Raw genomic sequence first — 23,602 nt, 5'->3', positions numbered from 1 at the left:
CGCGAGGCGCCGCTCCGGTTTACGCTGGGCCGCCGCGATTGTACAATCCGAGCGTTTCCAATCGAGGGAGAAAAACCGTTGTTCGGCAAACTGGCGCCATGGATCGTGTTGTTCGTGCTGGCGGGGGTGTTGATCGGCCTGAACGGCATCAGTCCGTTCTATTTTATCGACGACGCCTATATCTCGTTCCGCTACGCCGAAAACCTCGCCGAGGGTCATGGGTTGGTGTTCAACCCTGGCGAGCGCGTCGAGGGTTATTCGACGACCACCTTGGTTCTGCTGCTGGCGCTGATCCATCTGTTCGGCGTCAAGATACCGATCGGCGCGCTGTTCGTCGGCCTGTTTTTTCACGCCGCGACCGTAGCGATGCTGCTGGCCTTCCTGCGCCGGTTCCTGACGGACAAATGGTATCGGCCGCTGCCGCTCTTCGCGCTGCTTTTCACCGCGCTGCACCCGACGGGAGTGGCCTATGCCGAATCGGGCATGGAAACGAGCCTGGCTTCCTTTCTGCTGTTGCTGACCCTTTACCTGGCCGGCGCGGCGGTTGAAAAGGGACGTTCGGCGGGGCTGGCTGCGGCCGCCGCCGTGGGGACCTTCCTGTTGGCGTTGACCCGGCCGGAGATGCTGGCGCTCGCCGCGCCGATCGGGCTTTATCTGTTGCTGGGCAACAAGGAAGGCCGCTGGCCGCGGGCGATTGCCTTCGGCGCGGTCTTTGCGGTCGCCTACGGCTCGTTTCTGCTCTGGCGGCACTGGTATTTCGGCGATTGGCAACCCAACACCTATTACGCGAAGGCGGCCGGCGTCGGCTGGCGCATGATGCCCGCGGGGTTGCGGTATTTCGCCGTTTACCTGATCGGCGCGCTGTTTCCGTTCGCGTTGCTCGCGCTGCTGGCGCTGCAAGGATTGCTGCGCACCCGGATGCCCGGCTGGTGGTGGTGCCTGTTGGGCGTGGCGGTGGTGCAGATCGGCTCGGTCATCTGGGTCGGCGGCGACCACTTTCCATTGTCACGGTTTTTCGTGCCGATCACGCCGGTGTTGTTGCTCGTACTGGCGCAAGGGTGGCGTGAAGCGCGGCAGGCGCTGAACCGGCGGTTCGCGACCATGGCCCAAACAAGCCTGATCGTCGCCGGTTACCTGTCCTGCGGCGCCTTGCTACTGGCGAGTCTGGCGACCGCGATGTTTTATCACAACGACGGCATCACCTTCATCCGGGAAGGGCGCATGGCCTTGTCCTGGTGCGACCTCGGCAAGAATCTCGCCAGGCTCTACCCGCCCGACACGACGGTCGGCCTGATCCCGATCGGCGCGATCGGCTATTGCAGCAAGTTGCCGATCGTGGATTTCGTCGGGCTGACCGACCGGGAGATCGCCCGCACGCCGACGGATCTGACCAAGAGCATGCCGGGCCATGGCCGCTACAACAACCGATACGTACTCAAGACGAAAAAGCCGAAACTGATTCTGGTGCAGATCCGCCAGTTTTCCATGCCTTTGCCCGAATGGGCGATTCGCAAGGCAACGCATCTGGCGACGGTCGATTTGCTGCGCAATAAATTTTTCAACGCCGATTACGCCTTTCATCGCCTGGTGTTGCCCAACGGCTATTTCCATTATTGGAGCCGGCGCGATTTCGAGGATCCGAGCGTCAATCCGGGGACGTATCCGGTCGAGGGCGCGCATTGTCCGGTGCCCGCCGTCGAACCGGTGCGGATCAACGCGGCCGGCGTGATGGGCGCGGACGCCGCCGGAAACAAGGATTTCAAGGTTCCCAAAGGATGGGAGGTCTGGTGATGAAAAAAATCGGGATGATGCTCAAGCGTTCCAAGCCGGAGGCGGTGACCATCGCCCGCGAACTGATCGCCTGGTTGGAAGCGCGCGACCTGACCCCGCTGATTCCCGAGTCCGACGCGAAGTCGAACGGCCTGGGCGAGGGATATCCGCTCGAACAGGTGTTCGACGAATGCGAATTGATGATCGTGCTGGGCGGCGACGGCACGCTGCTTGCGGCGGCGCGGATGCTGCGCGGCCGGCAGGTGCCGGTGCTGGGCGTCAACCTGGGCAGCATGGGTTTCCTGACCGAGGTGCGCAAGGAAGAGCTTTACCCGACCCTGGAACTGGTGCTGGCCGGTCACGTGCGCATCGTCGAACGGATCCGGCTCAAGGTGGAGGTGTGGGAAGGCCAGCAGGTTTTTTCCTACGTCGTGCTCAACGACGTGGTCGTGACGAAAAGCGCGATCTCCCGCATCTTCGACCTGAAGATCACCGTCGGCGGCAATTTCATGAATACCACGCGGGCCGATGGCCTGATCGTCTCCACGCCCACCGGCTCCACCGCCTACAACCTGGCGGTCGGCGGGCCGATCATCCACCCGGCGACCAAGTGTCTGGTCATTGCGCCGATCAATCCGCACATGCTGACCAACCGGCCGGTCGTCGTGCCGGGACACATGAAAATCGAATTGGAACTGACCGACGAAGCCGAGGTGTTCGTCACCTGCGACGGCCAGGAAGGCCGGCCGATGCACCAGGGCGATCGCGTGATCGTCGAGGTCTGCCCGCAGCCGCTCCTGGTCGTGAAAAGCCCCAAGCGATCCTATTTCGAGGTGCTGCGGCAGAAATTGCACTACGGAGAACGCTGATTCATGTTGCGCGAATTGATCGTGCGACGGCTGGCCGTCATCGAGGACGTACAAGTCGCCTTCGGCCCGGGATTGAACGTCCTGTCCGGCGAAACCGGCGCCGGGAAATCGATCCTGGTCACCGCGATCGGCCTGGCGCTCGGTTGGCGGGCCAGCGGCGATCTGATCCGCACCGGTTGCGATGACGCCGAGGTCACCGCGTTTTTCGACGAAATCACCGCCGAAGCCGCGGCCGTGTTGCGGGAACTGGAAATCCCGGCGGACGGCGCCATTCGCGTCCGGCGGTGGATTCAAGCGGCCGGGCGCAATCGCGTGACGATCAACGACGCGAACGTGCCGCTCGCCGGTTTGCGCCGGCTGGGCGAAACCCTGCTCAACCTTTACGGCCAGCACGAGGCCCAGGGCCTGATGCGGCCGGAAACCCATCTGTGGTACCTCGATGATTACGCCGGGCTTACCGCCGACCGCCGCCGGTTCGCCGAGAATGTCGGCCGTTGGAAGGAGTTGGATTCCCGCCTGGACGATTTACGCCGCCGGGAAGCCGAGCGCGAGGCGCGGCTGGATTATCTGCGTTTCGTGATCGACGAAATCGACGCGGCCCAGGCCAAGCCGGGCGAGGACGAGGAACTGGCGGCGCGCATCCGCGTGCTGGCCAATGCCGAAAACCTGCTGCGCCTGGCGCGGGAAATTTCCGACGCGCTCTATGACCGCGAAACGGGCTCGGTGGCCGAAACGACGGGCCGGTTGCGGCGTGACGCCGAAACCAGGGTGGAACTCGACGCGCGGTTGCGGCCGATCGCCGACGGCTTGGGAGAGATGGTCGCGCTCGCCGAGGATGTCGCCGCGCAAAGCCGCGACTACGCCGAGGGGCTGGAATTCGAGCCGGACCGCCTGGCCGCCTGGGAAGAACGCCTGCAGGCGCTGCGCGATCTGAAGAAAAAATACGGCGGTTCGCTGGACGCCGTGGCGGAACACCGCGCCGCCGCCGCCGCCGAACGCGCCGCCCTGACCCGGCTCGCCGGCGACATTCAAAGCCTAGAAAAGGAGCTGGCGGCCCTGACCGCAACCCTGCGCACGGCCGCCGCGGCGTTGACCGCCGCGCGGGAAAAGGCCGCGAAGAAAATGGAAAACGAGACGGAGCGCGAATTGGCCGACCTGGACATGCCGGGCACGCGGTTCGTGCTGGCGATCGAGCCGCTGAGCGCCGGCGGCCTGCCGCTGGGCGAACTTCGCGTCGACGAAACCGGCGGCGATCTGGTGGAATTTCTCATCAGCCCGAACGTCGGCGAACTGCCCCGGCCCCTGGCGCGGATCGCCAGCGGCGGCGAGTTGTCGCGGATCATGCTGGCCATCAAACGGGTGTTGTCGCGGCACTTCCCGGTGCCGACGCTGATTTTCGACGAAATCGACGCCGGGGTGGGCGGCGCGCAGGCCGAACGGCTGGGCCGCAAATTGCGCGAGGTGGCCGGGGCTCATCAGGTGCTGTGCATCACCCACCTGCCGCAAATCGCGGCGCTGGCCGACCGGCATTACCGGGTGACCAAGGCTGTTCACAAAGGGCGGACGCATACCGAGATCGCGGCGCTGGAAAAGGCGGACCGCCTCGCCGAACTGTCGCGCATGCTGGGCGGGGAAACCATCACCGACGCCACCCGGGCGGCCGCGGCGGATCTGCTGGCGAACGCTTCATCCGCGCGGCGCCAGGCGCGCCAATAGCCGCAAATCCGCGGCGAACGCCTCGTCGCCACCGGGCACTTCCAGGATTTTCGGAACGCCGAAAAGCCGTTCGTCCGCCAACAATCGCCGAAAGAAATCACGCCCCAGCTTGCCGCGCCCGATCCGGGCGTGGCGGTCACGATGGCTGTTCCAGTCGCCCAGGCTGTCGTTCAGGTGCCAGCAACCCAGCTTGCCAAGGCCGATGGTCTTTTCGGTTTCGGCGAGCAGCCGGTCCAGGCCGTCGGGTTCGTGCAGCGCCCGGCCGGCCGCGAACAGGTGGCAACTGTCGAAACAGACGCCAAGGCGCTCGGGCTCGGGGTGATGATCGATCATCCAGGCCAGGTCGGCCAGTTCGCCTCCCAGTTGGCGTCCCGCGCCGCTGGTGGTCTCCAGCAGGATCGTCACCGCGGCGGTGCGCGTCCGCCGGGTGCATTCCTTCAAGGAGCGCAACGCCTGCCGCAAGCCCTGCGCCCGGGTCAGCAGGCCGTGCGAACCCGGGTGGATCACCACCCGGTCGATGCCCAGCCGCGCGCACCGTTCGATTTCGTCGCTGAACGCCGCCACGCTCCGGGCGCGCAGTTCCTCGTCGGGGCTGGCCAGGTTGATCAGGTAGATGGCGTGCGCCACCGGCAACAGTCCGTGCGCGAGCGTTTCCTGGCGGAAGGCGACGGCCGTTTCGCCGTTCAGGGGCGGCGCCTGCCAGGAGCGTGGACTGCGGGTGAACAGTTGCATCGCCCGGGCGCCGAGGCGGTGGGCTCGTTCGGGCGCCAGGTCCAGGCCGCCGGCGATGCCGACGTGAAAACCCAAAGGTCCGGCGGGACCGGAATAACGTTTCGCCGGCCGCGGTGCGGATTTTCGATCAGGAGTTTTGGCGCTCATCCACGAACAAGGCCAGGATCAGTTCGTTGATGTCCTTGCCGCTGGGAGTGCGGCCGTGTTTCTTCAGGCGGCCTTCCAGGATAAAGCCGAAGGATTGCATCAATTTGAAGGCGGCGGTGTTGGCTTCGCGCAATTGGATTTCGATTTTCGCGACGCTCGGCGTTTGATAGGCCCATTCCATGGCCACCCGCGTCAGTTCGCGGCCGATCCCCTTCCGGCGGTGGTGCGGATCGACGGCGAGGTTCATGAAGCGGACGTGCCCCATCGACCGGTAGGGGCCCGATTCGAGGGCGACCATTCCCAGCACGATCTCATCCTTGGTGGCGACGTGGAAGAACCGGTTGCGGCGGTTCGTGGCGTTGCGGATGCGATCCCGGATATCCTCCGGGCTGATTTCGTCCGGCGCCAGCAGCAAGGCGCCTTCCTCCTCGGCCATGACGGTCAATAGCCGGTGAATCTGGTCGGCGTCCACGGGCCGAGCCGGACGATATATGATGGTATGGTCGATCATCGCGCGAAGGATAAGGGAATCACCGGCGCCTTGCAAGCAGTTCCTGAACGCCCAAAATATCTTAACGATGGTACCGGTCGCCGCCGCCGAACGCCCGGCCGATGGCCAGAACGATCAACGCGCCGACGGTCGCCACCGCCAGGCTCCAGAAATTGCAGCCGGTCACGCCCGAACCGCCGAGAAAGGAAAAAACGAAGCCGCCGACCAACGCGCCGATGATCCCGAGAATGACGTTCATCAGGCAGCCCTGATCGCGGCCGGAAAGATGCGAGGCCAACGCGCCGGCCAATCCACCCAGGATGATCCATCCCAACAGACTCATATCGCCGCTCCTCCTTCCGCCGCCGAGGAAAAATCGACCGTCGCGGGCGGCGGATTTAGCTTCAGGATTTGCCGTACTTTATCCAATAATTGAACCGGCGCAAAGGGCTTGCCCAGGTATTCCGTCACGCCCAGGGAACGCAAGTCGTCGATGACCATGTCGCCGGGATAACCGGTGCAGACGAGCACCGGAATCCGATGCCCGGCTTTTTGCATCATCTCGACGAAATGCTTGCCCGACATTTCGGGCATGATCAGGTCGAGAATGATCAAATTCAACTCATCCTTATATCGTTGTAGTGTCTCCCAGCCCTTGGCGCCGTTTTCGGCGGTGAAGACCTGGAAGCCGTTTTCCAGCAAGACGCTCTTGATGACGCCGCGCACCATGATTTCATCGTCGATCACCAGAACCTTCTGGAAACGCCGGGTGGTCGGCCGATTGGTAAAGGCGGGATCGGCCTTGGCGATTACCGATTCGTCGCGCGGGAAATACACGATGAAATCCGAGCCCATGCCCGGCTCGCTTTCCACCGTTACCCAACCGTGGTGATTGGTGACGATCGCGTAGACCATCGACAATCCCAATCCGGAGCTGTTTTCGCGGGTTTTGGTGCTGAAAAACGGCTCGAATACCCGTTCCGTGATCGCCGGGTCGATCCCGATGCCGTTGTCCGAGACGGTGATACGCACGTAATCGCCCGGTTTGCCGCGTGGCGATTCGTTCGCCCAACCTTGCCGGATGGAGACGTTTTCCACGGCGATTTCGATCCACGGCGAGTACGATGCCCTTTCCGCTAAGGCTGATCGCTCTTCCAAGGCGTCGCGGGCGTTCAGGCAGAGATTCATCAAGGTCTGGTAGATCTGACTCCGGTCGGCATGAACCGGCCAGAGATTCGGATCCAACGTCGCGGAGATTCGCACTTTTCGATCCAGCGTCGAACGCAGCAGGCCGACGATTTCGTTGACTACTTCCGCCAGGTTGACGCGCGTGAAATCACTCGGTTGGGCGCGCGACAGATTCAACAGGCGGTTGGTCAGTTCCACGGTGGTTCTAACGGCGTCGAGCGCCGTTTCGATTTGCGGCAGGGCCGATTCACCCTGTTGGGCGTTTTTTTCGGCCAGGGTCAGATTGTCCTGGATGCTCGTCAGAAATTTATTGAAATCGTTCGCGATCTCACCGGCCATCGTGCCGACCGCTTCCATTTTTTGGGCTTGGATCAACTGCTGGGCGATGGATCGTTCCGCCGTGATGTCGCGGCCGACCGCCAACAGGCCGATGATATGCCCTTGCTTGTCGCGAATCGGCGCCTTGGTGTAGTCGATGATCAGCGTCTTGCCGTTATGCAGCGTGAATTGGTTTTCCGCCCGCATCGTTTTGCCGTGCAGCAAGACTTCGCGGTCTTCTTCCATGATCCATTGGCTTTGATCGTTGTTGAACAAATCCAGTTCGGTGTTGCCGAGCAATTCCTCGAGTTGCCGTTCCGTCAAATCCAGAAAGGCCTGATTGACCATGATCAGGCGGCCGTCGGCGTCCTTGACCAGGATGATATCGAGGGTCGATTGCATCAGCGTCTGGACGAATTGCTCGTTGGTCTCCAGGCGCCGTTGCGTTTCCATCTGTTCCCGCAGATCGCGAGCCGTGCTTTGAATGATCAGCCGGCCGCTTTCGTCGGTCGTGGTGGTGAGGCGGATTTCAAACGGGATCAACCGGCCGTCGCGCGTGCGCAACGATTTGCGATAGGGTTCGATCTGTCCGCCTTGCCGGAGAAGGGCGATTTTTTCGTAACTGTCGGCCAGGTTTTCGCGGGGTACGATCAAGGCCAGGTTGGCGCCAACCAATTCCCTATGGGAATACTCCAAAAGCTGGCAGGCCGAGGAATTGACATCGAGGATGACGCCGCGCTCGTCCATCTGGAAAATGCAATCCGGTTGCGCGTCGAACAACGCCCGAAACCAGGAGTTAGACTCATTCTTACGCGAATGGTTGTCCTCGCCCATAGGTTCCCGTCTCCCTTATCCCGCGTGCGTGAATATAACATATCCACTTCTTAGGGCGCATGCCAATAGATGGTTGGGAAAAGGAAACCGGTCAGGAAGGATCGCGAACCGGCAGGAAATCGGTTTTCGGCCGATGCAACGCTTGAAAAATCGCCTCGCTCGAACCGGGGAAACGGCGTTCGATCTCGACCACGAGTTCCTCGGCGGCGCGTCGCCGGGTCTGGCCGTCGACGGGACATCCCGATGAAAAAACAGGGAAATTTTGTTGGCGCTGCAGTTTGATCAGCCTTTTCTTGGGCACGAGGTAGAGCGGGCGGATCAACTGGAAACGCCCTTGAAACGCTTCCTGACGCGGCAGGAGAGTGCTCAATTCCCGGTTTTCGATCAGGTTCATGAAAAAGGACGCCAGGACATCGTCGCGATGGTGGCCGGTGGCCAGGTGAGTCAGATTTTCGCGCGCCGCGATTTCGTATAGCGCCTGCCGCCTTCGACGAGCGCACAGAAAGCACGGCCGGACTTTTTCGGCGGCCAGCGATTCGGGGCCGATGGCGGTATGCCGGACGATCAACGGAATCTCCGCCCGATGGCAGCCTGCGGTCAGGGTTTGCAGGCGGCGCGCCGCGCCCGGATAGCCCAGGTCGATGTGGAGCGCGGTCAGGGGATAGGGGAAGCGATCGGTCCGGCGCAAGTGGTCCAGTAAAGCCAACAAGGACCACGAATCCATTCCGCCGCTCAACGCCACGCCCACCCGGGCGCCCGGCCCGCACATCCGGTAGCGCGTCAGGCCCTCCGCCGCATCGGCGGCCAATTCGTCCAGCAGGGAGGTGTCACGCGCCAAAGCCACGGTGGTGCCTTATTGGATATACCCGAGGTCTTTCAATTGCTGTTGGGTCTTGCCGTCGATCTGGATCTTGCTCAACAGCCGCATTTTCTGCCGCAGATTGTTGTTGCGGTGATGGTAGCGGCCCATCTCGGTCTTGAAGGCCTCGCCTTGCTCCGGCTCCACCGCAAGCAGGTCGTTGAGCTCGCCCGGGTCGCTGGCGACGTCGAACAAAAGTTCGCGCAACGGATCGGTGACGCGGTTGTGGAATTTGACCGTTCCCTTTTCCAGCATCATTTCGAAGCCGCGCTTGTAATTGTGGAGTTTGTCGAGGTTCGACATGTTGGTTTCGGCGAACAGGTTCCGCTGCGCGTCGCAGGCGTCGGGTTGTCCCAACAGGGGCAGCACGCTACGGCCCGGCCCGTCGTAGGGGGACTTTTTCACACCGCCCAATTCCGCGATCGTCGGCAGCAGATCGACCAGGCTGACGGGGCATTCCACGACCCGGCCGGCCGGGATCCGCGGCCCTTTGACGATCAAGGGAACGCGGATCAGCTCGTCGTACAAGCTGTGGCCGTGCCCTTTTTGCCCGTGTTCCAGAAACTCCTCGCCGTGGTCCGCGGTGACCAGGACGATCGTGCGTTGATCCAGACCCCATTCCCGCAGGCGACCGAGCAACCGCCCCAATTGGCTGTCGACCCAGGCGATCTCGCCGTCGTACTGCGCGAGGGTATAGGCGAAATCCGCCGGGTCCATGCCGACGTGGAAGGCGCGATTCTTTTCCCAGTTGTGCATCGGGAACGAACCGGAATAGCTCGGATCGACGAATTTTTTGTTGTAGGGCGGCGGCGGCACGTAATCGTAGTGAACGTCCCAGAGATGCAGGAAGACGAACCAGCGCCGGTCCTTGTTCGCCTTGATGTCATGCAACGCCTTGTCGACCGCTTTTTCCGCGGTGACCGCTTCGTGGCTGTTTTTGTAACTGACCTGGGCCAGTTCGTCGTCCCACGAGTCGAAACCGACCGCATTGCCGTAAATCGCCTTGAGGTACGGCGCGCTGCCGATGCCCATGGTCCGGTAGCCGCTGGTCTTCAGCAGCTTCGCGATGGTCAGCGCCGACGGCGACAGGGCGCTGTTGGTGGTGCGGACGCCGTGCACCCCGACTTCCTGGCCGGTGAACATGGTGATGTGGCTGGGCAGGGTCCAGGGACAATTCGAAATGGCCCGCGCGAATCGCGCCCCTTCGGCCGCCATTTGGTCGAGGTGCGGCGTCGTCGGTTTCGGGTAACCGTAGGCGCCGACGTGATCGGCCCGCAACGTGTCGATGCTGACCATCAGGATATTGGGGTGCCGGTCGTCGGCCGGCGGGCCGGCGGCCTGGCGTTGCGACCAATAAACGGCGCCGGCGGCGGCCAGGGCGATGACCGTCAGCAGCATGGCGACGATTAATAAGACTTTCTTCATTCCGGCGCCCCCGCAAGTGTCGGCAAGGTATCAAGCCGGGGGTTGCCGGTCAACCGATTGCCGGAGTCGCCGGCGCAGTTTTTCGCGCAATACCGGATACAAATAGGCGAACGCCAGACACGCGGCGAAGGAAGAAAAGATGGCGGGCAACCGGACCGTGCCGCGTAACGCGAAGGAGATCAGGCCCGGGGTGGTTCCCAACGCGAGAACCAGCGAGGCTTCCAGAACGAAATGCCGATGCCGCCGCCAGCGATCGCCCAGCCGCTGAGCCCACGGCATGGTCGCGACGACGACGACGGTGGTCACGAACCAGGGGAAATAGATCGACCAGCGCGAGGCGGCGTATCCCGGGTTGCGCAACAGAACGGCCAGGAAAAGCGACAGGACGGTCAGCACGAACCAGTGCCAGACGAGAAAGAGAAAGGACTCGCGGCCGAGAAATTCCAGATAACCGACGAGCCGCCGGCCGATCGCCGAGCGGATTTCCTCGCCGCCGGCGTACCACCGCGCCGCGGTCAGCAAAGCCAGGCCGGTCAGGCCGAGCCAGACGAAAAACGGCAGCGGGTAGTTGCGCAGAATCATGTCGGGATAGCTGCGCAAAAACAGCGGCTGTCGCCAGGGTAAAAACAGATAGCTCAGCAGCCCGACCAACGGCAACAAGGCATAAAACAACCACCAGCGATCGGCCGCCGCCGGGTTTTGACGGATGCTGCGATAGGTTGCGGCGCCGGCCAGCGTGTAGCTGACCCAGGGCAGGAGGGAAAAATGCAGCAGGAAAAATCGTTCGAACGGCCCGCGCCCGTTCGCCCACGGCAGAAAAAGCCGCACTTCCTCGTTGAAGCTCAGCGACCGCAATGGCGCCACCAGCGGCTCGACCCGGACCCAGTAAGGCAACCATAAGGCATACAGCGCGAGGGCGACGAGAATCAACGCCCAGTTGGGCAGGCGCGTGCGCAGCAGGAGAAACGTGACCGCGGTGCACAGGGCGATGCCCTGGAAAATTTGCGGTAACCGCAGGCTTGAATGGTTGACCGAATAGCAGATGCTCAGCCCGAAGAGCATGGCCGCGGCCGCCAGGAAAAAGCGGCCCACTTGCCGCGGCGGGTCATCGCGATGGCGATTCAGAAAATTGACGATGTTCATTCCGGAGGCGAAAAAGAACAGGCCGGCCGAAAAAAACAGCAGGGTGAAAACCGCCAGATCGGGCAGTTTCATCAGATCGACGCGCGGCGTCACCGCATGGACGTACAAAATGATCAGGCACGCCAGGCCCTTGAGCAGGTCGATGTAACCGATCCGGTCATCCGCGCGCGGCGTCATTTTTTCCGGTCCTTTTTGATCTCCCCGGTCGAAGTCTAACGATCGGGCGGCAACGCGACAAGCGAGACATCATTCCGCATTCCACGGTCGGCATTTCACATTGACTTCATTGGGCGGGCGCGGGCAGCCGGCGCGTGTAAAGGACCTTCAAGCGGCCGCGCCAGGTCGGATAGGCGAAGGCCATGGCGGTGCAGCCGAAAAAGATGACGATTGTGGCCAGGTGATGTTCGCCGAGTTGGTGCAGGGTAAACCAACCGACCAGCGTCAGGACGATGAACAGTAACTGTTCGCCCAGCGAGTGCGGGCGTCGCGACCAGTGAATGTTCATCCAGGCCACCGGCATCAACAGCGGCAGGACGATCACGAAAGTCAGGATCCACCGCAGGTGGATGTTCATCGCCGCCGGCACCCAACCCTGCTTGGCCATCCAGGACCAGCTTGCGGTCAGGGCGATCAGGCCGATCCAGTGATAGCAGAAAAAGGCGAACGAAAAGCGTCCGAGATATTCCAGATAGCCCGCCACCCCGCGCCGCCAGGGGTTTTGAATAGCCGCCGCGCCGCGATACCAGCGATGGCAGGCCAGCCACAACAACCCGGCCGCGCCGGTCGCGGTCAGTGCGTGGTAGGGCACGTGGCGGAAGAAGACGTCGGTTGTGTCGTCCACGAACCACAAGCCCCACTCGATACCCAGCGGCAGGTAGATCGCCGCCAGGCCGAGGACGAAGGTAATGGCGAAGCCGATGCCCCAGGCCCGAGCCCGCGCCGGACTCGTGCGCACCGAACGAAACGCCGCGCCGCCGAGCAACACGTAACTCAGCCAGGGCAACAAGCCGAAATTCGTGAACAGCATTTTCGGCACCGGCTTGATGCCGGTCAGCAGGGTCCGCACGGCCAACAGCGATTCCGGATGCTGCGGCGCGGCCCCCACCGGCAACGAATAACGGTACCACGCCAGCACCGGTTCGACCGTCAGCCGGAACTGGAAGTAGATCAGGTAAAAGAGAATCGACAACAGAACCAGTGAAAGATTAGAAAGCCGGGTTTTCAGCAGCAGAAACGCCACCGCGGTGGAGGCGGCGATGCCTTGAAAGATCTGCCACGTGCCCAGCGACATCCGCGCCAGATTGTACAGGTACCCCATGAAGAACAGCAGCACGGCGCCCCAGAGGTAATAGGCGGTCAGGTTGAAATTGGGCCGGTTCCGGTAGCGTTCGAGCACCAGGATGATGTTCATGCCCGAAACGAAGAAGAACACCTGCGCGGCGGGCGGTTGGGACATCAGAATGTATTTGGCGACGAGGTCGGGGTTGCCGATTTGCAGCCGCATGGCGTGCGACATCAACATGACAATGCATGCCACGCCTTTGAGAAAATCGATATAGTCGACCCGATCGCCGGAAGAGTAGCCAGCCTGCATCGCCACTCCTTGGTTGCGATCCAGAATATTCTTTTTCGGTCGGCGGAAAAAGCCTTGCCGGGAAAATACCCGGCGGCGTCAGGCCAGCCGGCCGACGCGCCGCAAATACTCCCGCAAGCCGGCGCGCCAATCGGGAAAAGAATAGCCCGTCGCTCGGGTCAGCGAGGAGGTGTCCAGGCGGCTGTTGGCCGGGCGCGGCGCGGGCCGGTTCAGTTGCGCGGTGGTGAGGGGCTCGATCGGGGTGTCCGGCCGGCCGGTCTCTTCGGCGATCGCCCGGGCGAATTCGCGCCAACTGCAAAAGCCGGCGTTCGTCGCGTGATGGATGCCGGTCGCGTCGTGTTCGACGACGGCGCGGATCGCCGCGGCCAGGTGAACCGTATAGGTGGGCGAGCCGACCTGATCGGCGACGACCCGCAAGGGTTGGCCCGCATCGAGTTGCCGCAGGATGGCGGCGACGAAATTCGGACCATGCGGGCCGTACAGCCAGGCCGTGCGTAAAATGGTCGCCTGCGGCATTGCGGCCAGCACGGCCGTTTCGCCGCCGCGCTTGGTGCGGCCGTAAACGCTCAGCGGGTTGGCCGGCGCGTCCGGCGGATACGGCGCCGGATTCCTGCCGTCGAAAACGTAGTCGGTCGAAAGGTGCAATAGGCGGATTTGTCGCGCCGCGCAGGCTGCGGCGAGCACCCGCGCGGCGGTTTCGTTGATCGCCGCGGCTTTTTCCGGTTCGGATTCGGCGCGGTCGACGGCGGTGTAGGCGGCGCAGTTGACGACCCACGCCGGGCCCAGGCGGTCCAACGCCGCGCAAACGGCCGTTTGGTCGGTCAGATCGAAGTCGGCGAGGTCGACGCCGATCGTCTCGTGGCGCTCGGCCAGACAGGGCGTCAGATCGCGCCCCAGCATGCCCGCCGCGCCGGTCACGAGGATTTTCATCGGGTCTGGTCTACTCGAGCGTGTCGTGTTCGTTGAGAATCTCGGCTACTTCCTCGGTGTATCCGCCTTCCATATTGTAGACGATGATCGGCCGCAGTACCTTGAGTTCGGTGCCGGCGTCGCGGACGGCCTCGACCAGCACCAGCTTGGCGCTGCTGGCCTGGTTGGCGTGGACGAACTGGATCTGCCGCGGCTCCAGATTGTGTTCGCGGCACAAGGCGACCAGATCGATCAGGCGGTAAACCGGATAAACGAAATACGCGCGACCCCGGCTTTTCAATACGTGACGCGCCGCCCCGACGATGTCGGGCAGCGTGACCAGCACCTCGTGTCGCGCGATGGCCTTGAGATCGTCCGGATTGACGTTGCCGGCGTCGAACGGAATGTAGGGCGGATTGCTGATCACCACGTCGTAGCTGTCGGGAGCCATGAATTGCTTGATTTCACGGATGTCGCCGAGCTGGATCTGGATGCGGTTCTCGAACCGATTGGCCTGGACGCTGCGCCGCGCCATGTCGGCCATCGTTTCCATGATTTCCAATCCGGTATAGGCGGCATCCTTGGCCGCGTTCCGGTTGGCCAGGATGATCGGCATGACGCCCGTGCCCGTGCCCAGATCGAGCACCCGATCGCCTTGGTTGATCTCCATGAAGGCGGTCAACAGGATCGGGTCGACGCTGAAACGATACCCTTCTTTTTTCTGCAGGATGACCAAGGCGCCGCGCAGCAATTCCTGTTGATCCTCATCGTCATGAACGGGAACCGTGACGAACGGCTTTCTGGTCGGCTGATTATCTTGCTGAACCATCAATTCCTCCAGCGGTTGGATCGATATTTTGGAACACAACGCCCGCCGGAATATCCGGGAAGAAACGCACCGCCTTGTGCGGCAGCTTCAAGTTGGCTTGGGCCACCGCCTCCAATTGGGGAACCTCCAACGAGTTGAGGAGGAAGGCGATCTGCGCTTTCCCGCTTTCCAGCAGGCTCGGCAAATCGTAGGGATTTTCGAAGAAGAGCAGGCTGCCCAGTTCGCGCCGCCGCGGGTCGAGCCCGAGCGGGCCCTCGAGCACCAACCGGTGCAATAGGGCGATGTCCAGATCGCGGATCGGTTCGGCCAGGCCCTCGGGCAGGATCAGTTGCGCGGCGTCGTTCTTGACCTCGAGCAACAGCAACTCGGCCGCGCCGGCGATACCCATGATGAACGCCGTCTTGCCCGCGGCGCCCGCCGCGGCCAGTTCGCGCAGTGCGCATTCGATCCGCTCGGCCGGCGAGGCTTTTTTCTCGAGTTCCCGCAGGTAGAAAATTTTGGACATCTCGAACAGCAGGTCGTCCGGCCGCAAGGTCGCCAGGCCGGTGATCGCGCGATGGATCGGCTGCAGGTCCAGCCCGTCTTCTTCGATCGGCATGAAGCAGGCCAGGATGCTCTGGGCCGCCGGGTTGCGCGGATTGGCGGCGGCGTAGGCCTGGGCGGTCCGGTAGCGGTCATGCCCGTCGGCCAACAATACTTTTTGTTCGGCCAGCGTCCGGGCGACGCGGTCGATCAGGTCGCGGTCGGTCAGGCGATAGAGCGTGTGGGTCGAGCCGTCGCGGCATTCGGTATCCAGGCACGGGTTCGTTTGGCCGGCGGCGCCGGTCAGCCAGGACATCACCTCGCGCTCGGGATCGGCGAACAGGATTAAAATCGGCGCCGGGTGCAGGCGTGTGGCGGCGAGCAGTGGTTGGCGATTGACCCGGGGCGACATCCAGTCGGCTTCGTGGTGCAACACGACCCGCTCGCGCTCGGTTTCGAGGTGGAGCAAGGCGAAAAAGCCCTTCGACAGCCGGTGCCGACCCTCGCGATCCAGCCAGCCCTGCCGGTAAAAATACAGCCCCGGTTCCCGGTCCGGAATCACGACGGCTTCCTGTCGCCACCGCGCGGCGGTCGCGCCGAGGTTCGAGGCCGTCTCCTCGCTGTTTTGTTCGTTCAGGGCGATGCGGCCGGGCATCAGCCGGACGACGTTGTATTCGTGGCGATCGGTCAGTTGCTCGGCCAGGAACGGATCGATGCGGTCGTAGGGCGGCGCCAGCAGATCGCCCGGGTCGCCGACTTTCGCCAGATTGTATCGCCATGCCGTAAACGGTTGAATTTTTGCCAACTTTAATTCCCTAACGTCAGCGCCACTTCCAGTAGCGTTTCGATATGTCGATAATCCAAGTCGCCGTCGCGCAACAGGCGCGGCGGCCATTCGGCCAGGGACAAGACGGTGCTCCCCCGGCTCGGCGGCAATTGCGGGCCGTCCGCAACGGCCACCTGGTCGCCGAAATAGGCCGCGACCTCGGCGGCGCTGGTCGCCGGCGGCTGGCGGCTGGGGTTGGCGCTGGTGGCGACCAGCGCACCGCCGGCCATCGCGGCGATGCCGCGCGCCGCCGCGCTGCCGGGCAGGCGCACGCCCACCTGGCCGGTATCGCCGGTGATCAGCGGATCCACTTTATCCGTCGCGGCCGGCGACACCAGCGTCAACGGTCCCGGCCAGAAGCGGTCGGTCAGCAAACGGGCGGCGGGGGGCGGATCGCGCCATAACGAGAACGCGGTTCCGGCGTCGGCGACGATCACCGGCAATGCGACCTGGGCGGAGCGACCCTTGAGAATGAAGATTCGCCGTAGCGCTTGCGGCCGGTCGATGCGGGCCAACAAACCGTAGTATGTTTCCGTGGGAAACGCGATTACCTCGCCGTCGTTCAACCGTTTCGCGAAACTGGCGAGCAACGGCGGAGGTTGTTCTATGTCCGGTTCCATGGGTTGCATAACGGGCGTAAGTTACCCGACCGGCGCACGTGGCGCAAGGCCGGTTTATTTGACCTTTTCCTGCAATTTACGGTCTTTCTCGGCTACTTTTTCGGCCATTTCGGCCTTGTAGGCGGCCAGTTTGGCCGCGAGCGTTTTTTTCGCCGTGCCGAGAATCTGCACCGCGAAGAGAGCGGCGTTGCGCGCGCCGGCCTCGCCGATGGCGAAAGTGGCGACGGGCACTCCGGCCGGCATCTGCACGGTCGCCAACAGCGCGTCGAGCCCGCCCAGGCTGGTCGCCGCCAGCGGCACTCCCAGCACGGGCAGGGTGGTTTCGGCGGCGGCCACGCCAGCTAGGTGGGCAGCGGCCCCGGCGCCGCAAATGATCGCGGCAAAGCCGTTTTCGCGCGCCTCGCCGACCAGTTTGGCGGTCCGGGCCGGCGTCCGGTGAGCGCTGGAAACATGGACTTCGTATTGGACGCCGAATTGGGCGAGCACTTCCGCCGCGCCCTTCATCACCTGCCAATCCGAATCGGATCCCATCAGAATCAAGATTTTGCTCATTTATTCCTCCGGACGCCGTAGCGCTTTTTGACCGATATCGTTCCGGTAATAGGCTTTTTCAAAAGAAATCTGTTTGACCGCGCGATAGGCCAAATCGATCGACTCCCGGATTCCGGCGCCCTTGGCGGTCACCCCCAGAACCCGGCCGCCGCTGGACAGGACTCGCCCGCCATCCGCCTTGGTTCCGGCATGAAAAACGTAACTGTCGGGCGGCATGTTGTCCAACCCGCTGATTTCCTTGCCTTTTTCGTACGAACCGGGATAGCCGCCACTGGCCATGACGACACAGACCGCCGGCCGCTGATCCCACTCGATGGCCATCCGGCCGAGGGTACCGTCGCCGCATGCCAGCAGCAAGGGCACGATGTCGCTCTTCATGCGGTACAACAGCGGCTGGCATTCCGGGTCGCCGAAACGCGCGTTGAATTCGAGCACCTTGGCGTAGCCGTCCTTGATCATCAACCCGGCGTACAGTACGCCTTGATAGGGGTGGCCCAGCGCGGCCATCTGCCGGACGACCGGCACCATCACCTCGTTCATCACCTGGCGATGAATCGCCTCGGTCACCACCGGCGCCGGGCTGTACGCGCCCATGCCGCCGGTATTGGGGCCGGTGTCGCCGTCGCCGACCGCTTTGTGATCCTGGCTGCTGGCCAGCGGCAGTAGCGACTGGCCGTCGGTGAACGCGAGAAAGCTGGCTTCCTCGCCCTCGAGGAATTCCTCGACGACCAGTTGATTCCCCGCCGACCCGAAAACCCGGGTCACCAGGATTTGATCGATGGCTGCTTCGGCATCGACCCGGGTTCGGCAAACGATGGCGCCCTTGCCGGCCGCGAGGCCGTCGGCTTTGACGACGATCGGCACGCCGGTTTCCCGCACGTAGGCCTTGGCGGCGGCGGCATCGGTAAAGCGGCGATAGGCGGCCGTGGGAACCCCGGCGGCGTCGAGCACTTGCTTGCAGAAGGCCTTGCTGCCTTCGAGCCGGGCCGCCGCGGCGGTCGGGCCGAACGCCTTGAGGCCGGCGGCGCGAAAGCGGTCGACCAATCCTTTGACCAGGGCCGCTTCCGGGCCGACGACGGTCAGGTCGATCGCTTCCCGGCTGGCGAAGTCGAAGAGCGCGTCGACGTTCTCGGCGTCGAGCGGCACGTTGGTCGCCAGGGCCGCCGTTCCCGCGTTGCCGGGCGCGCAGTAGACGCGGGAGACGAGCGGCGATTGGGCGATTTTCCATACCAGGGCGTGTTCGCGGCCGCCGCCGCCGACCACCAGAATCTTCATACTTTCCTCCCGCGGCGCGCACCGGCGCGCTCGGCATGTTCGAACCGGGTGTTATTCCTGGGCGTGCGCCGCCAATTGCGAACGAATGTACCGGGCTACCTCGTCCTTGCCGCGATAGACCCCGAAGTGCCCTTCGCACAAAATGTCGGCCTCCAGCGCCAACAGCTTTTCCATACTGGACCGCCAGGCGTCAAGATCGGATTTGAATTCCGGCGAAAACGGTCCGTGCACATCCTGGGCGAAAAGGATGCGCCCGTCTTCGGTGTCCAGGTACAACGCCAGCGAACCGGGCGTATGGCCGGGTGTGTGCAGCCAGGCCAGCCCGCCGAATTCGCCTTCCGCGCCCGTGAGGATTTCGTCCAGCGGCAATTTCGGGAGCTTGAGGTTGTACCAATTGGCGGCCGTCAGCACCGGATCGCCGGCGGCGATCGCTTCGGCGTCGTCCTCGTGGGCGGCCAGGGCGCAACTGGTGATGTCGCGCACGGATTTCGCGCCGCCGATGTGATCCACGTGGCAATGAGTCAGGACGCAATAGGTGATGTCCAGCGGGTCCAGGCCCGTTTCGGCCACGTTGTCCAGAAGCCGGCGCGCCGCGCGATTGGCGCCGGTGTCGATGAGTACCACCGGCGGCCCGGCAACCAGATAAACGAGGCAATCATTGGGATAAGTCAGGCCTTCACCGCCGACCAAATACACTCCGGAGGCGACCCTTCGGAACGGCATGGAGAGCTTCCCTCGCATATTTTGAAACTGAATGTTAGCAGAAAATATACGGCGATCAACGTCCCGGCCGGCCGGTAGCCAGCCTACCCGTTAAGTGCTATAAGGGCGCGTCGGAAAGCTTTTAGTCGGCCGGCTCTTGGTGATTTTTGCGAAAGGAACGACTCGATCATGATTCATCGTGGCGTACTTGCTTTGTTCCTCATGTTGCTGCTGGCGTCCGTCTCCTTTGCCGCACCCATTACCACCGACAATACCCTCCGGGTTTTTGATGCCGTGGTCCGGTTGCATGCGCTGGGCGACATGGACTCGTTAAAACCGCTTTCTCTGACGATCACCGACCGCGACGGCTTGGACCTGACCATCATGGCCAGCGAAGCGGAGATCGCCTATCTGCGCGCGGCGGGCTACGGGGTCCGCGTGGTCGGCCGCAACGACGGGCCGGACGACAAGGCGGGTTACCATACCTACGACACCTGCGCGGCCGAATTGCAAAGCCTGGCGACGACCTACCCGGATCTCGCCTCGCGGTTCGTCATGGCGACTTCCGCCGGCGGCCGCGCGCTGTACGGTTTGAAAATTTCCGACAATGTGACGACCGACGAGGCCGAACCGGCGATCGTGTACGACGCCACGATCCACGGCGACGAGCAGATCGGCTTCGAGGTGGCGCTGGCGTTCATCCACGAGCTGCTCGAAAATTACGGCACCGACACGACGATCACGGCGCTGGTCGACGATTTCGAATTCTTCGTGATCCCCATGCAGAATCCCGACGGCGTGGTCAACAACTCGCGTTACAACGGCAACGGCGAGGACATGAACCGCAACTTCCCCTTCTGGTGGGAAGGCTCGTCCTGGTCGCCGGAACCGGAAACCGCCGGTCTGATGAACCTCGGCCTGGCGCACAACCCGACGCTGCACATCGACTTTCACTCCGGCGCCGAAGTCGTCAACTACAATTGGGACGGCATCTACACCCTGAGCCCCGACAACGATCTGGAATTGGCGATCGCCACCCAATACGCAACCTTCAACGATTACTGGGTGACCAACGGCGCCCAGTGGTACATCGCCGACGGTTCCGTCGAGGATTGGTTCCATGGCAGCCTCGGCGCTCTGGCATTGATTGTCGAAATCAGCGAAGTGAAAAAACCCGACGTCAGCCAGATTTCCTATTTCGTCGGTCTGAACGTGCCGGCGATGGTTGATCACGCCCAGCGCGCCTACCGGGGCATCTGGGGCACGGTGACCGACGACAGCACCGACGAGCCGATCGAAGCGGCCATTATCGTCGATTCCCGCCTGCCGGTGTGCAGCGATCCGGCCGCCGGCGACTATTACCGGGTGCTCGAAGCCGGCACCTACGATCTGGCGATCTGGGCCAACGGCTACGGCTGGACCGCCATCAACGACGTGGTCGTGCCGGCCACCGGCCATCTCGATCTGCCCATCGAACTGACGGCGACCGACGACGGCGAAATTTCCGTCGTGCGGTGTGTCATCAACCTCCGCAAGGACATCAGCGACAACCCGGCGAACGTCAGTCTGCCCGACGCGGTGATCGGCGAAGCCAACGACGACGCCTTCTCGCTGGGCGTCGGCGGCTGGGCGGTCTTCGATTTCGGAGCCAATACCCCCGTGCCCACCGACGACGGCTGGCGCGTGTTCGTCACCGAAAAAACGAACGACGGCGCCGACGGGTACACGGTGAAAGTCGGCGAGGATTGGAACGGCCCCTGGACCACCCTGGGCACCGGAACCGGTTCGGCGTCCTTCTCGCTGGCGAGCGTCGCCGCCGCCGATATCCGCTACGTCCGCATCGAGGATGACGGCAACGGCGTCAATACAGGCGCGACCCCCGGCGCGGACATCGACGCTATCACCGCCGCCTACAGCCCGGACGACGATGACGATGACGATGACGACAACGATGACAACGACGATAACGACGACAATGACGACAACGACGACAATGACGACAACGACGACAACGATGATAACGACGACAATGATACCGATGACGACGACGATGACGATGACGACAACGACGACAACGACGCGACCGACGATGACGACAACGACGACGCCACGCCGGCCGGCGATGATGACGACAACGACGACAGCGGCGGCTGTGGCTGCTGATCACATTTGAACCAAAGGAAAAAGCGATGCGTAACTGGATCGTTGCTTTGTTGATTTTCGGCCTGGCGGCGACGGCCGCGGCGGCTCCGCTCACCGTCAACGTCAACGAGAAGAACCTGGAAGCGGTTTTGACCTTGCCGACCGCGGCGGCCCGCGCGGTGTTGAAAGACCTGCAACTCACCGTCGAGGATCGGCGGGGCGACGATTATCGCCTGCTGGCCAGCGCGGCGGAGGTCGCCTGGCTGACGGCGCACGGTTACCGGGTGAAAGTGCTCTCGCGGGTGGAACCGGCGGAAAAAGCGACCGGCTATCGCACCTACCCGGAAGTCGTGGCCGAATTGCAGACGATCGCCCAGCAGTATCCCGATCTGGCCAAGCGGTTCGAAATCGGCCAGTCGGCGGGCGGCAAAACCATGTACGCCCTGAAGATCAGCGACAACGTCGCCGCCGACGAAGCCGAACCCGCGGTGCTGTTCGACGCGGCCATCCACGGCGATGAATCGATCGGCACCTGCGTGGCCTTCGGCTTCATTTACGAGCTGCTGGAAAACTACGATTCGGACGCCACGATCGCCGATTTGGTGGACGAAAACGAAATCTGGGTCGTGCCGGCGGTCAATCCGGACGGCTTGAACCTGATGCGCGGCAACGCCAACGGCGTCGACATGAACCGCAACTACCCGTCGTTCTGGGAGGGCTATACGAAGTGGTCCGGCCAGCCCGAAACCCGGGCGATCATGGAACTGGCCCGCGACATCCGGCCGGTGTTGTCGGTCAGTTACCACGGCGGCGCCGAGGTGATCAACTACACCTGGGACGGCATTTATACGCGCAGCCCGGAAAACGATCTCGAGATTGCGATCAGTCAGGTCTACCAGCAGGAATCGAGCTATGACATCACCAACGGCGCCGATTGGTACATCGCCGACGGCACCACCGAGGACTGGTATCACGCCACGAACGGCACGCTGTCGGTGATTGTGGAGATCAGTAATGTCAAAATGCCGGCCGCCGGGAACATCCAAACCTACATCGACCGGAACGTGCCGGCGATGCTCGATTGGACCGCGCAAACCGCCCGGCTGGTGCGCGGCACGGTGACCAGCGCCGCCGACGGCCTGCCGCTCGAAGCGACGATCATCGCCGATCAGCGCCTCGCGGTCACTTCCGATCCCGACCTGGGCGATTACTACCGCCTGCTGCCGGCCGGCGCGCACACGCTCCACGTTTGGGCCAACGGCTTCGGCTGGACCGACGTGCCCGTCACCGCCACCGCCGGCGGCGCCCAAAAGGATATCGAACTCGAACCGGCCGCCGACGGAGTCAACGCCGCGATCCGTTGCGTGCTCAACCTACGCAAGGACGCCGCCGACAACCCCGCCAACGTCAGCCTGCCGACCGCCGCACTGGGCGGCAACGACGGCGCCGCCTTCTCGCTGGGCGTCGGCGGTTACGCGGCTTTCGACATGGGTGAAAACACGCCGGTGCGCGACGGCGAGGGCGCCGACCTGAAAATCTATGAAAAAGGCAACGACGAAGGCTACACCGTGATGGCGGCCGCGCAATGGACCGGCCCGTGGCAGAGCCTCGGCACCGGCACGGGTACGCAGGAATTCGATCTGTCGGGTTCCGGCCTGAGCGAGGCGCGCTTCATTCTGCTTACCGACGACGGCGATGGCAGCAACACCACCGCCGATCCCGGCGCCGACATCGACGCCATCGAGGCGTATCCGGTTTGCGACGCGCCGGCCGCCGATTTCACCGCGACGCCGCTGCAGGGCGACGCGCCGTTGATCGTCGATTTTCAAGGCCTGGTGAGCGCGGATCAGGGTTGCCTCTCCGCCGTGACGTGGGATTTCGGCGACGGCGGTTCATCCGCCGAAACCTCGCCCACGCACACTTACACCCAACCCGGCGTGTACACCGTGACCTTGACCGCGTCCGGCCCGGGCGGCGATGACCAGGAAATCAAAGCGGACTTCATCACCGTCTCCGGCGGCACCGATGACGACGACAGCGCCGACGACGACGCGGCCGACGACGACGCGACCGACGACGACAACGACAGCGGCGATGACGATGACGATAACGATAGCGGAGGCTGCGGCTGCTGATCACT

Annotated in this window: 20 protein-coding genes; 5 read left to right on the top strand and 15 right to left on the bottom strand. The window is 63.2% G+C overall.

The window, feature by feature from the left end:
* Positions 1–78: 78 nt before the first annotated feature.
* Genes GX444_18325 through recN form a run of 3 tightly spaced genes read left to right on the top strand, consistent with a single transcriptional unit; the run spans position 79 to position 4,355 of the window.
* Complete coding sequence (locus GX444_18325; GenBank protein NLH50535.1) at positions 79–1,791, top strand: hypothetical protein; 1,713 nt, start codon at positions 79–81, stop codon at positions 1,789–1,791.
* Positions 1,791–2,639: an NAD(+)/NADH kinase gene (locus tag GX444_18320; protein NLH50534.1), complete on the top strand. Its 849-nt coding sequence runs from the start codon at positions 1,791–1,793 to the stop codon at positions 2,637–2,639. The genes GX444_18325 and GX444_18320 overlap by 1 nt, the downstream gene beginning before the upstream one ends.
* A 3-nt stretch (positions 2,640–2,642) precedes the next feature.
* Positions 2,643–4,355 (top strand): DNA repair protein RecN, encoded by a 1,713-nt coding sequence (gene recN / locus GX444_18315; protein NLH50533.1) that lies wholly within the window; start codon positions 2,643–2,645, stop codon positions 4,353–4,355.
* Here the strand turns inward: recN and GX444_18310 are convergent.
* The 15 genes from GX444_18310 to GX444_18240 all read right to left on the bottom strand — a co-directional run bounded on the left by GX444_18310 (position 4,326) and on the right by GX444_18240 (position 19,341).
* Positions 4,326–5,162 carry a deoxyribonuclease IV gene (locus GX444_18310; protein ID NLH50532.1) on the bottom strand — a complete coding sequence of 279 codons (837 nt, stop codon included), beginning with the start codon at positions 5,160–5,162 and terminating at the stop codon, positions 4,326–4,328. The genes recN and GX444_18310 overlap by 30 nt on opposite strands.
* 52 nt (positions 5,163–5,214) lie before the next feature.
* The gene (locus tag GX444_18305) at positions 5,215–5,706 is read right to left on the bottom strand and encodes a GNAT family N-acetyltransferase (GenBank protein NLH50531.1); all 492 of its coding nucleotides are present in this window, start codon (positions 5,704–5,706) and stop codon (positions 5,215–5,217) included.
* A gap of 100 nt (positions 5,707–5,806) precedes the next feature.
* Positions 5,807–6,067 (bottom strand): GlsB/YeaQ/YmgE family stress response membrane protein, encoded by a 261-nt coding sequence (locus GX444_18300; GenBank protein ID NLH50530.1) that lies wholly within the window; start codon positions 6,065–6,067, stop codon positions 5,807–5,809.
* Positions 6,064–8,064 (bottom strand): PAS domain S-box protein, encoded by a 2,001-nt coding sequence (locus GX444_18295; GenBank protein NLH50529.1) that lies wholly within the window; start codon positions 8,062–8,064, stop codon positions 6,064–6,066. Before GX444_18295 ends, GX444_18300 begins: the two co-directional genes overlap by 4 nt.
* A gap of 91 nt (positions 8,065–8,155) precedes the next feature.
* Positions 8,156–8,908 (bottom strand): tRNA 2-thiocytidine biosynthesis protein TtcA, encoded by a 753-nt coding sequence (locus tag GX444_18290; protein NLH50528.1) that lies wholly within the window; start codon positions 8,906–8,908, stop codon positions 8,156–8,158.
* A gap of 9 nt (positions 8,909–8,917) precedes the next feature.
* A complete protein-coding gene (locus GX444_18285) occupies positions 8,918–10,348 on the bottom strand; it encodes a sulfatase (GenBank protein ID NLH50527.1) in 1,431 nt (476 codons plus the stop codon).
* Positions 10,349–10,378: 30 nt separating this feature from the next.
* Positions 10,379–11,668: a hypothetical protein gene (locus tag GX444_18280; GenBank protein NLH50526.1), complete on the bottom strand. Its 1,290-nt coding sequence runs from the start codon at positions 11,666–11,668 to the stop codon at positions 10,379–10,381.
* Between the two features lie 106 nt (positions 11,669–11,774).
* Positions 11,775–13,085, bottom strand: a complete 1,311-nt coding sequence (locus tag GX444_18275) for a DUF1624 domain-containing protein (protein ID NLH50525.1) — start codon at positions 13,083–13,085, stop codon at positions 11,775–11,777.
* Positions 13,086–13,163: 78 nt separating this feature from the next.
* Positions 13,164–14,015, bottom strand: coding sequence for a dTDP-4-dehydrorhamnose reductase (rfbD, locus tag GX444_18270; GenBank protein ID NLH50524.1), 852 nt, complete (start codon positions 14,013–14,015; stop codon positions 13,164–13,166).
* Between the two features lie 10 nt (positions 14,016–14,025).
* Entirely contained in the window at positions 14,026–14,823 is a 798-nt protein-coding gene (locus GX444_18265; GenBank protein NLH50523.1) for a tRNA1(Val) (adenine(37)-N6)-methyltransferase, read from the bottom strand.
* Positions 14,807–16,150 carry a DUF1015 domain-containing protein gene (locus GX444_18260; protein ID NLH50522.1) on the bottom strand — a complete coding sequence of 448 codons (1,344 nt, stop codon included), beginning with the start codon at positions 16,148–16,150 and terminating at the stop codon, positions 14,807–14,809. The genes GX444_18265 and GX444_18260 overlap by 17 nt, the downstream gene beginning before the upstream one ends.
* 2 nt (positions 16,151–16,152) lie before the next feature.
* Complete coding sequence (locus tag GX444_18255) at positions 16,153–16,791, bottom strand: Sua5/YciO/YrdC/YwlC family protein (GenBank protein NLH50521.1); 639 nt, start codon at positions 16,789–16,791, stop codon at positions 16,153–16,155.
* A 54-nt stretch (positions 16,792–16,845) separates the two neighbouring features.
* Entirely contained in the window at positions 16,846–17,343 is a 498-nt protein-coding gene (purE, locus tag GX444_18250; protein NLH50520.1) for a 5-(carboxyamino)imidazole ribonucleotide mutase, read from the bottom strand.
* The gene (gene purD, locus GX444_18245; protein NLH50519.1) at positions 17,344–18,618 is read right to left on the bottom strand and encodes a phosphoribosylamine--glycine ligase; all 1,275 of its coding nucleotides are present in this window, start codon (positions 18,616–18,618) and stop codon (positions 17,344–17,346) included.
* Between the two features lie 51 nt (positions 18,619–18,669).
* Positions 18,670–19,341, bottom strand: coding sequence for an MBL fold metallo-hydrolase (locus GX444_18240; protein NLH50518.1), 672 nt, complete (start codon positions 19,339–19,341; stop codon positions 18,670–18,672).
* Between the two features lie 168 nt (positions 19,342–19,509).
* Between GX444_18240 and GX444_18235 the strand changes: the two genes are divergently transcribed.
* A complete protein-coding gene (locus GX444_18235; protein ID NLH50517.1) occupies positions 19,510–21,483 on the top strand; it encodes a hypothetical protein in 1,974 nt (657 codons plus the stop codon).
* A gap of 26 nt (positions 21,484–21,509) precedes the next feature.
* The gene (locus tag GX444_18230; protein NLH50516.1) at positions 21,510–23,597 is read left to right on the top strand and encodes a PKD domain-containing protein; all 2,088 of its coding nucleotides are present in this window, start codon (positions 21,510–21,512) and stop codon (positions 23,595–23,597) included.
* Positions 23,598–23,602: the final 5 nt, after the last annotated feature.

The sequence above is a fragment of the Myxococcales bacterium genome, from assembly GCA_012517325.1.
In the GTDB taxonomy this organism is placed as follows: Bacteria; Lernaellota; Lernaellaia; order Lernaellales; family Lernaellaceae; genus JAAYVF01.
This window is presented reverse-complemented; position numbering and strand designations above follow the sequence as displayed.

Bases quoted from the DNA above. Each gene is read 5' to 3' on its own strand.
- GX444_18320 (NLH50534.1), top strand. From the start codon at position 1,791: ATGAAAAAAATCGGGATGATGCTCAAGCGTTCCAAGCCGGAGGCGGTG.
- recN (NLH50533.1), top strand. From the start codon at position 2,643: ATGTTGCGCGAATTGATCGTGCGACGGCTGGCCGTCATCGAGGACGTA.
- GX444_18300 (NLH50530.1), bottom strand. From the start codon at position 6,067: ATGAGTCTGTTGGGATGGATCATCCTGGGTGGATTGGCCGGCGCGTTG.
- GX444_18295 (NLH50529.1), bottom strand. From the start codon at position 8,064: ATGGGCGAGGACAACCATTCGCGTAAGAATGAGTCTAACTCCTGGTTT.
- GX444_18285 (NLH50527.1), bottom strand. From the start codon at position 10,348: ATGAAGAAAGTCTTATTAATCGTCGCCATGCTGCTGACGGTCATCGCC.
- GX444_18280 (NLH50526.1), bottom strand. From the start codon at position 11,668: ATGACGCCGCGCGCGGATGACCGGATCGGTTACATCGACCTGCTCAAG.
- GX444_18275 (NLH50525.1), bottom strand. From the start codon at position 13,085: ATGCAGGCTGGCTACTCTTCCGGCGATCGGGTCGACTATATCGATTTT.
- rfbD (NLH50524.1), bottom strand. From the start codon at position 14,015: ATGAAAATCCTCGTGACCGGCGCGGCGGGCATGCTGGGGCGCGATCTG.
- GX444_18265 (NLH50523.1), bottom strand. From the start codon at position 14,823: ATGGTTCAGCAAGATAATCAGCCGACCAGAAAGCCGTTCGTCACGGTT.
- GX444_18255 (NLH50521.1), bottom strand. From the start codon at position 16,791: ATGGAACCGGACATAGAACAACCTCCGCCGTTGCTCGCCAGTTTCGCG.
- purE (NLH50520.1), bottom strand. From the start codon at position 17,343: ATGAGCAAAATCTTGATTCTGATGGGATCCGATTCGGATTGGCAGGTG.
- purD (NLH50519.1), bottom strand. From the start codon at position 18,618: ATGAAGATTCTGGTGGTCGGCGGCGGCGGCCGCGAACACGCCCTGGTA.
- GX444_18240 (NLH50518.1), bottom strand. From the start codon at position 19,341: ATGCCGTTCCGAAGGGTCGCCTCCGGAGTGTATTTGGTCGGCGGTGAA.
- GX444_18235 (NLH50517.1), top strand. From the start codon at position 19,510: ATGATTCATCGTGGCGTACTTGCTTTGTTCCTCATGTTGCTGCTGGCG.
- GX444_18230 (NLH50516.1), top strand. From the start codon at position 21,510: ATGCGTAACTGGATCGTTGCTTTGTTGATTTTCGGCCTGGCGGCGACG.